The organism is Sphingomonas palmae, from assembly GCF_900109565.1.
GTDB lineage: Bacteria > Pseudomonadota > Alphaproteobacteria > Sphingomonadales > Sphingomonadaceae > Sphingomonas > Sphingomonas palmae.
Genome location: NZ_FNZZ01000003.1, coordinates 85,236 through 97,680, shown reverse-complemented (window position 1 = coordinate 97,680; position 12,445 = coordinate 85,236). Strand labels below are relative to the sequence as shown.

15 protein-coding genes are annotated in these 12,445 nt (G+C 67.2%); 7 read left to right on the top strand and 8 right to left on the bottom strand.

Annotated elements, in window-relative coordinates:
* The first annotated feature begins 104 nt into the window (after positions 1-104).
* Both BMW51_RS08310 and BMW51_RS08305 read left to right on the top strand, forming a co-directional pair.
* Complete coding sequence (locus tag BMW51_RS08310; protein WP_425440984.1) at positions 105-425, top strand: HNH endonuclease signature motif containing protein; 321 nt, start codon at positions 105-107, stop codon at positions 423-425.
* A gap of 284 nt (positions 426-709) precedes the next feature.
* A complete protein-coding gene (locus BMW51_RS08305; RefSeq protein WP_093005373.1) occupies positions 710-1,351 on the top strand; it encodes an opacity protein in 642 nt (213 codons plus the stop codon).
* A gap of 91 nt (positions 1,352-1,442) precedes the next feature.
* Here the strand turns inward: BMW51_RS08305 and BMW51_RS08300 are convergent, their stop codons facing one another.
* The 5 genes from BMW51_RS08300 to lepB all read right to left on the bottom strand — a co-directional run bounded on the left by BMW51_RS08300 (position 1,443) and on the right by lepB (position 4,677).
* Entirely contained in the window at positions 1,443-2,336 is an 894-nt protein-coding gene (locus tag BMW51_RS08300) for an alpha/beta fold hydrolase (protein WP_093005371.1), read from the bottom strand.
* Positions 2,333-2,629, bottom strand: a complete 297-nt coding sequence (locus tag BMW51_RS08295; RefSeq protein ID WP_245708401.1) for an EthD family reductase — start codon at positions 2,627-2,629, stop codon at positions 2,333-2,335. Before BMW51_RS08295 ends, BMW51_RS08300 begins: the two co-directional genes overlap by 4 nt.
* 128 nt (positions 2,630-2,757) lie before the next feature.
* Positions 2,758-3,153: a hypothetical protein gene (locus BMW51_RS08290; protein ID WP_143051836.1), complete on the bottom strand. Its 396-nt coding sequence runs from the start codon at positions 3,151-3,153 to the stop codon at positions 2,758-2,760.
* 16 nt (positions 3,154-3,169) lie between these two features.
* The gene (gene rnc / locus BMW51_RS08285; protein WP_093005365.1) at positions 3,170-3,865 is read right to left on the bottom strand and encodes a ribonuclease III; all 696 of its coding nucleotides are present in this window, start codon (positions 3,863-3,865) and stop codon (positions 3,170-3,172) included.
* Positions 3,862-4,677, bottom strand: a complete 816-nt coding sequence (gene lepB, locus BMW51_RS08280; RefSeq protein WP_093005363.1) for a signal peptidase I — start codon at positions 4,675-4,677, stop codon at positions 3,862-3,864. Before lepB ends, rnc begins: the two co-directional genes overlap by 4 nt.
* 131 nt (positions 4,678-4,808) lie before the next feature.
* On the opposite strand from lepB, the gene pgi reads away from it, so the two are divergent.
* From pgi to BMW51_RS08260, 4 genes are all read left to right on the top strand, one after another.
* Positions 4,809-6,320 (top strand): glucose-6-phosphate isomerase, encoded by a 1,512-nt coding sequence (gene pgi, locus BMW51_RS08275; protein WP_177171602.1) that lies wholly within the window; start codon positions 4,809-4,811, stop codon positions 6,318-6,320.
* Positions 6,317-6,694 carry a DUF4174 domain-containing protein gene (locus tag BMW51_RS08270; RefSeq protein ID WP_218139379.1) on the top strand — a complete coding sequence of 126 codons (378 nt, stop codon included), beginning with the start codon at positions 6,317-6,319 and terminating at the stop codon, positions 6,692-6,694. Before pgi ends, BMW51_RS08270 begins: the two co-directional genes overlap by 4 nt.
* A gap of 64 nt (positions 6,695-6,758) precedes the next feature.
* Positions 6,759-8,108, top strand: coding sequence for a glutathione-disulfide reductase (gene gorA / locus BMW51_RS08265; protein WP_093005359.1), 1,350 nt, complete (start codon positions 6,759-6,761; stop codon positions 8,106-8,108).
* Positions 8,109-8,302: 194 nt separating this feature from the next.
* Positions 8,303-8,854 carry a fasciclin domain-containing protein gene (locus BMW51_RS08260; RefSeq protein ID WP_093005357.1) on the top strand — a complete coding sequence of 184 codons (552 nt, stop codon included), beginning with the start codon at positions 8,303-8,305 and terminating at the stop codon, positions 8,852-8,854.
* A 60-nt stretch (positions 8,855-8,914) separates the two neighbouring features.
* On the opposite strand, the gene BMW51_RS08255 is transcribed toward BMW51_RS08260, so the two are convergent.
* Genes BMW51_RS08255 through BMW51_RS08245 form a run of 3 tightly spaced genes read right to left on the bottom strand, consistent with a single transcriptional unit; the run spans position 8,915 to position 10,280 of the window.
* Positions 8,915-9,358 carry a hotdog fold thioesterase gene (locus BMW51_RS08255; protein WP_093005355.1) on the bottom strand — a complete coding sequence of 148 codons (444 nt, stop codon included), beginning with the start codon at positions 9,356-9,358 and terminating at the stop codon, positions 8,915-8,917.
* Positions 9,355-9,837 carry a vgr related protein gene (locus BMW51_RS08250; RefSeq protein WP_093005353.1) on the bottom strand — a complete coding sequence of 161 codons (483 nt, stop codon included), beginning with the start codon at positions 9,835-9,837 and terminating at the stop codon, positions 9,355-9,357. The genes BMW51_RS08255 and BMW51_RS08250 overlap by 4 nt, the downstream gene beginning before the upstream one ends.
* Entirely contained in the window at positions 9,837-10,280 is a 444-nt protein-coding gene (locus tag BMW51_RS08245) for a copper chaperone PCu(A)C (protein WP_177171601.1), read from the bottom strand. Before BMW51_RS08245 ends, BMW51_RS08250 begins: the two co-directional genes overlap by 1 nt.
* A 163-nt stretch (positions 10,281-10,443) precedes the next feature.
* On the opposite strand from BMW51_RS08245, the gene dnaK reads away from it, so the two are divergent.
* A complete protein-coding gene (dnaK, locus tag BMW51_RS08240; protein WP_093005349.1) occupies positions 10,444-12,351 on the top strand; it encodes a molecular chaperone DnaK in 1,908 nt (635 codons plus the stop codon).
* Positions 12,352-12,445 lie beyond the last annotated feature (94 nt).

The window sequence follows — 12,445 nt, the reverse complement described above, 5'->3', positions numbered from 1 at the left end:
AGTGACCTTCCGCGCCCTTCCCACCTCGCGTGCTGGGCAATGCAACCCCGGTGCGGCACCGCGCGTCTGCTCTCCCGCACGCAGGAGGATCGGTGGCCGGACGGGTGAAGCGCAAGGCGGGGCTGGCGGAGGCCGAGGCGCTCGCCGCGCGCGCCGCGCCGCCGCCGGTCTGCGCTTTGTGCGGGCGTCCGCTGGGCGTGAAGGTCGAGTGGCACCATGTCGTGCCCAAGAGCGAGGGCGGCACGCACACCGAGCCGGTGCACCCGATCTGCCACCGCGCGATCCACGCCGCCGCCGACAATCGCGCGCTGGCGGTCGCGGGCACGCTGGAGGCGATCCGCGACCTGCCGGTGATGGCGCGCTTCCTGCGCTGGATCGCGGACAAGCCGCCCGACTTTCACGCGCCGACCAGACGCGCGCGCTGAGCGTCGGCAGCGATTCGGTCGTTCAATGCCGCACGACCGACCAAGGCCGAACATGGCGGGGTGCGGCGGCTTTGTGGCAGCCATGTTGCGCTGCGGCCGCTTTGTGGCGCGCGCGTTCATGAAGGCGAAAGAAAGCGTGTCGTTCCGGCCACAGTCGCTATTTAGTGCGACCGCGCGGCGCGATTTGCGCAACCCTGTTCACTTCCGCCGGTTAGGTGGGCCTCGGGTACGCTGCCGCAGGCGGCCACCCCCGATAAACAGATAAAACTATACCGAGGTTCATCATGCGTAAGCTCGTTCTTGCGACGGCCGTTGCCGTGTCCGCTCTCGCCGCTGCCCCTGCCTTCGCGCAGGACGCGTCCTATCCGTCGACCACCGACACCACTTATGGTCAGACGACCACCACCGACACGGCGACCGCGCCCGACGGCACCAAGGCGTTCGGCATCGACCCGTATTTCGCGATCCGCGGCGGCTGGGAGCAGTTCGACAGCGAGCCGAACAAGGCCGGCATCCCGCCCGTCAACCGTCGCGATAAGCTGAACGGTTCGCTGGTCGAGGGTCTGGTCGGCTTCAACGTGCCGCTTAACGCCTTCTTCGTCGGCGCCGAGGGTAACGTCGCCAAGGGCGTGTCGGGCGACATCGACTGGGAATATGGCGCCGCCGGCCGCTTCGGCTTCCGCGCCGGTGAGAGCGGCCTGTTCTACGGCAAGGTCGGCTACCAGTGGGTCAACTTCGACAAGCGCGTGAACACCAACCGCGACTATGACGATGTCACCTACGGCGTCGGCTTCGAAGTCGGCCCGAAGGACATCGGCCTGGGCGGCCTGACCGGCAACGCGGGCTTCCGCCTGCGCGGCGAAGTGTCGTCGTTCGGCTGGGTCCACAGCTTCCGCCCGACGCTGGGTATCGTCACCCACTTCTGATCTTTCGATCAGGAACCTTCGCGCCGGTTGCGTAGCGCGCGGGGTTAATGGGGAGCGGGACCGCAGGGTTCTGCTCCCCTTCTCGTGTCGGTCAGCCGCGCGGCAGCCAGTCGGCGAGGATCGCGTTGACTGCCTCGGGCGCTTCCTGCTGCACCCAGTGCGACACGCCGGGCAGCCGCCGGATCGTCAGGTCGGGGACGAACCGCTCGGTTCCGTTCAGCGTTTCCAGCCCGAGTGCGCTGTCCTCCTCGCCCCAGACGATCAGCGTCGGCACCTCGACCCGCCCGCCGTTGCGCAGCTTCATCGCATCGCGGTGGCGCGCCGCGGCACGGTACCAGTTGATCATCGCGGTCGCCGCACCCGGCGCTTGGGCTGCTGCGGCGTAGACGCCCAGCACCTCGTCGGGGAAACGCGACTTGTCGACCGCCATGCCGCGAAAGGCGTGGCGCACCGCTGCTGCATCCCTCACGATCATCGCACGCTCCGGCAACCACGGCAGCTGGAACGCCGCCATGTACCAGCTGCGCCGCCGCTGCGGCCAATGCTTCAACGCCTCGGCGAAGCAGATCGGATGCGGCAGGTTCATCACCACCAGCCGCGCGATCGGCCGTACCCGGTTGATCGCGAACATCCACGCGATCGCCCCGCCCCAGTCATGCGCCACCAGCGTCAGCTTGGCAGCACCGCTGGCGTCGAACAGCGCCGCGGCATCCGCGACGATCCGGTCGGCGCTGTACGCGGCCACGCCCTCGGGCCGCGACGACGCACCATAGCCGCGCTGATTGGGCGCCCAGACGCGGTAGCCCATCCCCGCCAGCAGCGGCATTTGATAGCGCCACGAGAAGTTGAGCTCGGGAAAGCCGTGCAGGCACAGCGCCAGGTGATCGCCCTCACCCGCTTGCGCCACCTCGAACGTCAGCCCGTTTGCGACCACCTGCCGCAGCGTGATCCCGCTGTCGGCCGCCGGGGTCCAGGCGGACGTCACACCCGGCGGCTGAGCTGGAACGTCGGCGTCACGCGGCAGAAGTTCGGGATGTCGGCGTTGACCTCAGCGGAGCGCGGGTTCGCCATCGCCTTCTGAAATGCCTCCATCGACGCGAACTCGACCTGCGCGATGGTGGAAAAGGCCGGCTCGCCCGACAGCCCGGCGAGCGCGTGGTAGACGGTCGTCCCGGTCACCGCGTCGCCCCAGACCTCCTTGACGAGTGGCATGTGGTGTTGGGCGTAATAGGCCTCATCGAACGGCTTGTCGGCGTCGTAAGGGTAGACGACGGTCATGGTCACCACAGGCACGCTCCTCGATCAAGCTGGTCGTTGATGCTCCCAGCCGGGTTCCTTGCAAAGCCGATCATGCAGGTCGCGCCGGGGTTTGACGACACGAAAACAATCGCGCGGGCAGACCGCCATCAGTCTGCGATCGGCTTTTGCTCCATGACCTTTCCGCACGAACTGACATAGATTTGACGCAGGAAAGGCTTGGACAGCGCCTTGTTCTCCCAACGTATTCTGACGATGAACATGTTGGGCTTCGATCCACCCAGGAAGCCGTCGAGGATGTTCCTCGCCTGATAGACAACCGTGCAATTGCCCCAACAGGAGAATCGTGCCGCCGCAGCCGCAGGCACATCATAATAGCGTTGCAAGGTTTCGATCGTGTCCTGCTCCGCGATCTTCAGAACCTTACCAACCGACGCCAAGCTGTAATGCTCGCAACCCGCCGGTATGCGACCGCATGCGGAAAGCGCGACGGTAGCCGAGAACAGTAGCAGGCGGCCACAGGTCAACGAGCTGGGTCGCGTCATCGATGATGCCGCTCGTTCAACCGCGCCGGCGGCGTTTCGGCGGTGGGGTTTGCTGGCGCAGCGTGTCGAGCAGGGCAGCGGCGGCGGCGGTTTCGGCTTCCTGCTTGCTGGTGCCGGTGGCGCTGGTCTCATCCTTGCCGACCGCCACGCGGACGGTGAAGCGCGGCGCGTGGCCGGGACCGGAGCGGTCGGTCACCTCGTACGCCGGGGTGGCGCGGCGGTTGGCGGCGGCCCATTCCTGCAGCGCGGACTTGGGATGCTGCGGCGCGACGCCATCGGCGTGGAGGCGATCCGCCCACAGCCGGCGCACGACGTCGCGCGCGGCATCGAGCCCGCGCTCACGGTAGAGCGCGCCGAGCAGCGCCTCCATCACGTCGCCGAGCACGTTGTCGCTGGCGGCGGCGCCGTCGTCGCGCGCCTGCTTGCCGAGCCGCAGGTGCGGCGCGACGCCGAGATCACGCACCACCGCGGCGCAGACCGAACCGGTCACCAGCGCGTTGAACCGCTTCGACAGATTGCCCTCGGGCTCGTCGGGAAAGGTCTCGTACAGCCACTCGGCCATGATCAGCCCGAGCACGCGGTCGCCGAGGAACTCCTGCCGCTCGTAGCTGTCGCCGGTGTGGCTCGAATGGGTCAGCGCACGCTGATAGGGTGCGATCTCGAGCGGCCGGTAGCCGAGCCGCGCCTCGATCCAATCGGCAAGCTCGCTCAAAAGCCCTCCCCGATGCGGCGCCACCGCGCGGCGGATACCCAGGTCCACGGCTTCAACCACTCGGCCGAGCCATCGGTCGACCAGAAGTTGACGATCGCCTTGCCCTCGATCCGCTCCATCGGAATGTAGCCCATCCCCTCGGGCGGGGCGAAGCGGCTGTCGGCGCTGTCGTCGCGGTTGTCGCCCATCAGGAACACGTCGCCCGCCGGCACGCGGTAGACCGGCGTGTCATCGGCGATCGGGATATATTCCTGGTCGATGACCATGTAGCTGCGCCCGTTGGGCAGCGTTTCGCGGAATTGCGGGTAGCGGCAGATCGGCTGGTTGTTGGCGCCCACATCCTGGAACTGCGTGCCGCACTTGTCCTCGGGGAAGTTGGGCGAGATCGGCACGATGAAGTCGGCGACGCGCTGCTTCGGAATAGCCTTGCCGTTGAGGAACAGCTGGCCGCGGCGCATCTGCACGGTGTCGCCGGGCAGGCCGATCACGCGCTTGATCACGTCGTGGTCGTCGGGCTCCATGCTGCGGAACACGACGGTGTCGCCGCGCGTCGGATCGGAGGCGAAGATGCGGCCGGGGATCAGCGGTACGCCAAAGGGAAGCGACCAGCGCGAATAGCCGTAATTCCACTTTGACACGAACAGATAGTCGCCGATCAGCAGCCGGGGCAGCATCGACTCCGAGGGGATCGAGAACGGCGCGAAGATGAAGCTGCGCAGGATGAAGACGAAGAGCGCGAGCTTGAGCAGGAAGCGGAGCGTTTCCTTGGTCTCGGACGCTGCGGTCTTGCCCGCGGGGGTGCTGGTGGCCATGACCGTTCGGTCGCGCAAGCGGCGATGCGCGTCAAGCTTGGTTTCGGAGCATGGCTCTCGGGGCAAGCGGACCCATGATGCGCGTCGCCCGTTCGGGCGGCTGACGGATTTGCTAGCAGGACGAGATTATCATGGCTGACTGGTCACCCATCGAGGCGCTGCCGACCGAACGGCTGGAGGCGCTGTTCGCGGCCGATCCGGAGCGGCTGAAGCGGCTGACGCTCGATGTCGCCGGCATCCACTTCGATTGGGCGAAGACACACCTGACCCCCGACATGATCGCCGCGTTCGAGCAGCTGGCGAAGGAATGCGACCTGGCGGGCAAGCGCGAGGCGATGTTCTCCGGTGCACACGTCAACGTGACCGAGGATCGCCCGGTCGAGCACACCGCCGAGCGCGGCGAGGGTAACCCCGACTCGGTCGCGCGCGCGGGCGCCTACCACGCGCGGATGCGCGCGCTGATCGACGCGATCGAGGCGGAGGCGTTCGGGCCGGTCAACCACATCCTGCACGTCGGCATCGGCGGCTCGGCGCTCGGCCCTCACCTGCTGGTCGATGCGCTCGGGCGGGACAGCGACCACTACGACGTCGCGATCGTCTCTAACGTCGACGGCATGGCGCTGGAGGACGTGTTCGACCGCTTCGACCCCGCCACCACGCTGCTGGTGGTCGCGTCCAAGACCTTTACCACGACCGAGACGATGATGAACGCCGAGAGCGTCATCGCCTGGATGCAGGGCGCGGGCGTGTCCGATCCCTACGGCCGCGTCGTCGCGGTCACTGCCTCGCCCGACAAGGCGATCGAGTGGGGCGTCGATGAAACGCGCGTGGTGCCGTTCAGCGAGGGTGTCGGCGGGCGTTATTCTTTGTGGTCGTCGATCGGTTTCCCCGCCGCGATCAAGCTCGGCTGGGACCAGTTCGAGGAATTGCTGGAGGGCGCGGCCGAGATGGATCGCCACTTCCGCCTGTCGGCGCTGCACGAGAATGCCCCCGCGCTCGCCGCCTTCGCCGACCTCTACTACACGCAGGTGCGCCACGCCGAGACGCGCGCGCCGTTCGCCTATGACGAGCGGCTGCGGCTACTGCCGAGCTACCTGCAGCAGCTTGAAATGGAGTCGAACGGCAAGGGCGTGACGGTCGACGGCAAGCCGGTCGGGCGGCCGACCTCGCCGATCACCTGGGGCGGCGTCGGCACCGACGCGCAGCACGCGGTGTTCCAGCTGCTTCACCAGGGCACGCACCTGGTGCCGGTCGAGTTCCTCGCAGTGATCGAGGCCGGCGACACGCTGTCGGAGGATCACCACAAGAACCTGCTGCTGAACGCCTTCGCGCAGGGTGCCGCACTGATGAAGGGGCGCGCGAATCCCGACGATCCGGCGCGCGCCTATCCGGGTGATCGGCCGTCCTCGACGCTGCTGCTCGACCGGTTGGACGCCCGGACGCTGGGCGCGCTGATCGCTTTCTACGAGCACCGCGTGTTCGTGAATGGTGTGCTGCTGGGTATCAACTCGTTCGACCAGTTCGGCGTCGAACTGGGCAAGGAGATGGCGAAGGAAGCGGCGAAGGGCGGCGGCGACTTCGATCCTTCCACCAACGACCTGATCGCGCGCGCGTTCGGCGGCGACGACGCGGACGGCGAGTGATCCTCGCGCTCGTCGCGGCCGCGAGCAGCCTGAGCGTTGCCGAGATGAAGTGGCAGCGCCGCGTGCTCGTCGTCGCGGCGCCGGGTGCGAGCGACCCGGCGCTCGCCACGCAGCGAGAGACGCTGCGCGGCTGGCGTCGCGGTGCGGAAGACCGGGACTTGCAGGTGGTGGAGGTGATCGGCGATGGGGTGACCGGCGCGAGCGACACTGCGGCAAGCTTACGCACGCGATTGCGCCTGCGCGCGGCACGCTTCGCGGTCGTGCTGATCGGCAAGGACGGCAATGTCGCGCTGCGCTCGGCCGAGCCGGTGCCGGCGGACACGTTGCAGGGGCGGATCGACGCGATGCCGATGCGCCGCGCGGGGCAGCGCTAGCGCGATCCGCTCGTGCCCGGTACGAGCGGCCTCAATCAGGAATAGAGATAGCAGGACCAGCGACATGCCCGACTATGACTACGACCTGTTCGTCATCGGCGCGGGTTCTGGCGGGACGCGCGCGGCGCGCGTGTCGGCCGCGCACGGCGCGCGCGTCGCGGTGGCGGAGGAATACCGCGTCGGCGGCACCTGCGTCATTCGCGGCTGCGTGCCCAAGAAGCTGCTCGTCTACGGCGCGCATTTCGCCGAGGATCTGAAGGACGCGCAGCGGTTCGGCTGGAAGGTGCCCGACGCGCCCGAGTTCGACTGGCAGTGCCTGACCACCAACGTCTTCTCCGAAGTCGACCGGATCAACCGCGCGTACACGACGACGATCGAGAGCAGCGGCGGCGAGATCATCCACCAGCGCGCGACCGTATCGGGTCCGAACGAGGTCACGCTCGCCGACGGAACGAAGAAGACCGCGGGCAAGATCCTGATCGCGGTCGGCGCCTACCCGATGGTGCCCGAGTGCCCCGGGCACGAGTACGGCATCACCTCGAACGAGGCGTTCCACCTCGACGCGGTGCCCAAGCGCATCCTGATCGCGGGTGCGGGTTATATCGCCAACGAGTTCGCCGGCATCTTCCACCAGCTCGGCGCCCACGTCATCCTGATGAACCGCAGCAAGGAAATTCTGCGCGGCTACGACCTGCAGATCCGCGACCGGTTGCTGCAGATCAGCATGATGAAGGGGCTGGAGTTCCGCTTCGATGCCACGTTCCAGGGCATCGAGAAGGGTGAGGACGGTTGCCTGACGGTCAGCATGTCGAACCACGAACCCGTCACAGTCGACGCGGTGATGTTCGCGACCGGGCGGCTGCCCGCGACCCGCGGACTGGGACTGGAGAGCGCGGGGGTCGAGGTCGACGAATTGGGCGCGATCAAGGTCGACGAGGACAATCGCTCGACCTGCCAGTCGATCTTCGCGGTCGGCGACGTAACCAACCGTATCCAGCTGACGCCGATCGCGATCCGCGAGGGGCAGGCGTTCGCCGACACCCAGTTCGGCGGCAAGCCGACGCGCGTCGACTACGACTGCGTGCCCTCCGCGGTGTTCAGCCACCCGCCGATCGGCGCGGTCGGGATGACGGAAGCCGAGGCGCGGCAGAAGCTCGGCTCGGTTCGCGTCTACTCGTCCGATTTCCGCCCGATGAAGAACGTGCTCGCCAACCGCGACGAGCGCGCACTCTACAAGATGGTGTGCGACGGCGAGACCGACCGCGTCGTCGGCATCCACATGATCGGGCCCGACTGCCCCGAGATCATCCAGGCGGCGGCGGTTGCGGTAAAGGCGGGGCTGACCAAGGCGCAGTTCGACGCCTGCGTCGCGCTTCACCCGACGATGGCGGAAGAATTGGTGCTGATGAAGTAACGGGCAGCCGGCGATTGTGCCAGCAATCGCCGGACATGCCACGTCGGGCAGCGAACGGGCGCAGCCCGCTCGTCTGACGGCGTGGCAAGATCACTGCTCCCCCCAATGCGCAATCAAAAGACACATTGATCTGCATCAATTTGGCCGGTTCGAACGTATCTGCGCGGGCTCGATGGTCGAGCCGGAGATGGATCATGCTACGCAACAAGATGCTCGGCGCGATGGCCGCCGCCACCCTGATCGTCGGTGCGCCCGCGATCGCCAAGACCAACCCGCGCGTCGGCGGCGCGGCAATGTACCCGACCAAGACGATCGTGCAGAATGCCTCGGCTGCCAGCAACCTGACGACGCTGGTCACTGCGGTAAAGGCCGCGGGCCTCGTCGACACGCTGAGCGGCCCGGGTCCGTTCACGGTATTCGCGCCGACCAACGCCGCCTTCGCCAAGCTGCCGGCGGGCACGCTCGACACGCTGACGCGTCCGGAGAACAAGTCGCAGCTCACCAACATCCTGACCTATCACGTCGTGCCGGGCCGCATGACCGCGAAGGACATCGCCGCCGCGATCAAGGCGGGTGGCGGCACCGCGACGCTGACCACGGTGCAGGGCGAGCCGCTGACCGCGAAGATGATGGGCAGCAAGCTGGTGCTGACGGACGCGAAGGGTGGCATGTCGACCGTGACGACCGGCGACGTGATGCAGTCGAACGGCGTCGTGCACGTCATCGACACGGTGCTGATGCCCTGATGCAGACCGAGCGGGCGGAGGCGGACGACCTGCCCTGCCCGCTCGCCTACCGCGGTGCGGTTACCCCGCCACCGCGCCGCGCTCACGCGGGATCACCGCCAGCGTGAAGCGCGAGATGCATACCAATTTGCCCGCCTCGTCCTCGATCCTGATCGACCAGATCTGCGTCGTCCGACCGCGCGCCTCCGAACGTGCCGTCGCGTAGACGAAGCCGTCGCCCGCCGGCCGAACGTGGTTGGCGTTGATTTCCAGCCCCACCGCGGCGAACTGCGCCGGATCGACCGTCATCGCGCCCGCGACCGATCCGATCGTCTCGGCGAGTACGACCGAGGCACCGCCGTGAAGGCGTCCGTACGGCTGCTTGGTCCGCTCGTTCACCGGCATCCGCGCGCGAATCCAGTCGTCGCCGACCTCCACGAACTCGATACCGAGGAACCCCGGCATGCTGCCCTCACCCAGCGCGTTCAGCTGCGCCAGGTCGGGAAGCCCGTTGTGCCAGATCATCGCGTTTTCTCCCCGGTGCCGAACGGCAGGATCGTCTCATATTGTACCAGCGGCGGCGCGCCCGCCACCCGCGCGCCGCGGCGCAGCAGAAAGGCGTGACGCACGATCTCCGCCTGCTGCTCCAGCCCGTAGCGTGCGAGAGGCCAGCCTGGCCGGACGGTGTAATCATAGCGGCAGAATGGATGCCGTGCGAGCGGCAGGTAGACGCCGCGCTGGTGCTGCCAGATGTGACACATTTCGTGGACGAACAGCCCCTGTTCGCCGAGCGAGGCGTGCGCGAAATCGTCGCGCCACAACTCGCCTTTTGGGTGGAAGTGGATCGTGCCCGCGGGCGCCATCACCGTATCCCGCGGCTGGAAAAAGGCCCATTTGCGGTTCGACACCCGCACCTGCGTGTAATCGATCGCGTCGCCGTAGACCGAGTGCGCTAGGTTGATCTCGCCCTCGGTCAATCCGCGCGCGGTCACGTCGACGGCCATTACTCCGGCCCGCTCGCCCCCGCGCTCACCACCTTGGCCTCGGCGACCGCGGTCTCGCCATCGGAGAAGCGGAACGTCATCGTTGTGGTCTTGCCGGGCGTGAGGCCTGCGGGCACGTCGAACAGCATCGCGTGGCGCCCGCCGGGCTCGAACGGCAGCGTCGCGCGCGCGGGCAGGTCGACCGAGGGAGTCGCGTCCATCGTCATCATGTCGCCCGCGGTCATCCGCGACAGGTGGAGCTCGACGCGCGGCACGCCCGCGACCGATACGCCGATCAGCTTCGTGTCCGCCTTGCCGCCGTGGAGCGTGAAATAACCCGCCGCCGGACGCCCCGGCACCGCGGCCAGCCGCACCCAGGCGTCGCTCGCCGCCGGCGCCTCGATCTTCGCGCAGGACGCGGTCAGCGTCGCGAGCGTCAGAACTGCCAGCAAGCCCTTGGCCACGATATTTCTCCCAGCATGGAACAACCCCGACGGCCTAGTCGCGGCAAAATCTTGCGGCAAGAAGCGCGCCACCTATATCGCCCCCCAGACAAGGAGGGTTGCGCTGCCGTAACGGGGCGTGACCGTATGTTTTTCATCGTTGTAGGGGCTAGGCAAAGCACTCATGGCAAAAGTTATCGGTATCGATCTCGGCACGACCAACTCGTGCGTTTCGGTGATGGAGGGCGGCAAGCCCAAGGTGATCGAGAACGCCGAGGGCGCGCGCACCACGCCGTCGATCGTCGCCTTCGCCAAGGACGGCGAGCGGCTGGTCGGCCAGCCGGCGAAGCGTCAGGCGGTCACCAACGGCGACAACACCATCTTCGCGGTGAAGCGCCTGATCGGTCGCCGGTTCGACGATCCGGTCACCAAGAAGGACACCGAGCTGGTCCCGTACAAGATCGTGCGCGGCCAGAACGGCGACGCGTGGGTCAATGCAGGCGGCAAGGATTATAGCCCCTCGCAGATCAGCGCCTTCACGCTGCAGAAGATGAAGGAAACCGCCGAGAGCTACCTCGGTGAGACGGTGACGCAGGCGGTCATCACCGTGCCGGCCTACTTCAACGACGCGCAGCGCCAGGCGACCAAGGACGCCGGGCAGATCGCAGGGTTGGAGGTGCTGCGCATCATCAACGAGCCGACCGCGGCGGCACTGGCCTACGGCCTCGAGAAGCAGGACGGCAAGACGATCGCGGTCTACGATCTGGGCGGCGGCACGTTCGACGTCTCGATCCTCGAGATCGGCGACGGCGTGTTCGAGGTGAAGGCGACCAACGGCGACACCTTCCTGGGCGGCGAGGATTTCGACAACAAGATCGTCGATTATCTGGCGCAGGGCTTCCAGAAGGACGAGGGCATCGACCTCACCAAGGACAAGCTCGCGCTCCAGCGCCTGAAGGAAGCCGCGGAGAAGGCGAAGATCGAGCTTAGCTCGGCCGCGTCGACCGAGGTCAACCTGCCCTTCATCACCGCGGACCAGAACGGCCCGAAGCACCTGGTCAAGACGATCACCCGCGCCGACTTGGAGCGTCTGGTCGAGGACCTGATCAAGCGCACGCTGGAGCCGTGCAAGAAGGCGCTGGCGGATGCGGGCGTCAAGGCGGACGACATCAGCGAAGTGGTGCTGGTCGGTGGCATGACCCGCATGCCGCGCGTGCGCGAAGTGGTGAAGAACTTCTTCGGCAAGGACCCGCACACCGGCGTCAACCCCGACGAGGTCGTCGCAATGGGCGCCGCGATCCAGGCGGGCGTGCTGCAGGGTGACGTGAAGGACGTGCTGCTGCTCGACGTGACGCCCTTGTCGCTCGGCATCGAGACGCTGGGCGGCGTGTTCACGCGCATGATCGACCGCAACACGACGATCCCGACCAAGAAGTCGCAGACCTACTCGACCGCGGACGACAACCAGCAGGCGGTGACCATCCGCGTGTTCCAGGGCGAGCGCGAGATGGCAGCGGACAACAAGCTGCTGGGTCAGTTCGACCTGGTCGGCATCCCGTCGGCGCCGCGCGGCGTGCCGCAGATCGAGGTCACCTTCGACATCGACGCCAACGGCATCGTCAACGTGTCAGCGAAGGACAAGGGCACCGGCAAGGAGCAGCAGATCCGCATCCAGGCATCGGGTGGCCTGTCCGACGCCGATATCGACCAGATGGTCCGCGATGCGGAAAGCTTTGCTGAGGAAGACAAGAAGCGCCGTGCGGCGGCCGAGGCGAAGAACAACGCCGAGAGCCTGATCCACACGACCGAGCGCCAGCTGGCCGACAATGGCGACAAGGTCGACGCGTCGCTGAAGGGCGAGATCGAGGCGGCGATCGCGGAGGCGAAGACCGCGGTCGAGGGCAACGATCCCGACCAGATGAACGAGAAGGCGCAGGCGCTCGCGCAGGTCGCGATGAAGCTCGGTCAGGCGATCTACGAGAAGCAGGCGCAGTCGGAGGCGAGCCCGGGTGGCGATACCGACGGCGCGTCGGCCAAGAAGGACGGCGACGACGTGGTCGATGCCGAATTCTCGGAAGTCGACGACAAGTAAGCGCGTTCGCCCGCTCCTAACCGGGGCGGGCTGGGGGAGCGGCGGGCGCCGATCACGGCCATCGCCCTCCCCCCATTTCTTTCCGCCGTTGCGG

What these genes read in the sequence shown, in the direction of transcription:
- BMW51_RS08290 (WP_143051836.1), bottom strand. Translation starts at nt 3,153, where the DNA reads ATGACGCGACCCAGCTCGTTGACCTGTGGCCGCCTGCTACTGTTCTCG.
- lepB (WP_093005363.1), bottom strand. Translation starts at nt 4,677, where the DNA reads ATGGCCACCAGCACCCCCGCGGGCAAGACCGCAGCGTCCGAGACCAAG.
- gorA (WP_093005359.1), top strand. Translation starts at nt 6,759, where the DNA reads ATGCCCGACTATGACTACGACCTGTTCGTCATCGGCGCGGGTTCTGGC.
- BMW51_RS08305 (WP_093005373.1), top strand. Translation starts at nt 710, where the DNA reads ATGCGTAAGCTCGTTCTTGCGACGGCCGTTGCCGTGTCCGCTCTCGCC.
- pgi (WP_177171602.1), top strand. Translation starts at nt 4,809, where the DNA reads ATGGCTGACTGGTCACCCATCGAGGCGCTGCCGACCGAACGGCTGGAG.
- BMW51_RS08295 (WP_245708401.1), bottom strand. Translation starts at nt 2,629, where the DNA reads ATGACCGTCGTCTACCCTTACGACGCCGACAAGCCGTTCGATGAGGCC.
- BMW51_RS08260 (WP_093005357.1), top strand. Translation starts at nt 8,303, where the DNA reads ATGCTACGCAACAAGATGCTCGGCGCGATGGCCGCCGCCACCCTGATC.
- BMW51_RS08255 (WP_093005355.1), bottom strand. Translation starts at nt 9,358, where the DNA reads ATGATCTGGCACAACGGGCTTCCCGACCTGGCGCAGCTGAACGCGCTG.
- dnaK (WP_093005349.1), top strand. Translation starts at nt 10,444, where the DNA reads ATGGCAAAAGTTATCGGTATCGATCTCGGCACGACCAACTCGTGCGTT.
- BMW51_RS08250 (WP_093005353.1), bottom strand. Translation starts at nt 9,837, where the DNA reads ATGGCCGTCGACGTGACCGCGCGCGGATTGACCGAGGGCGAGATCAAC.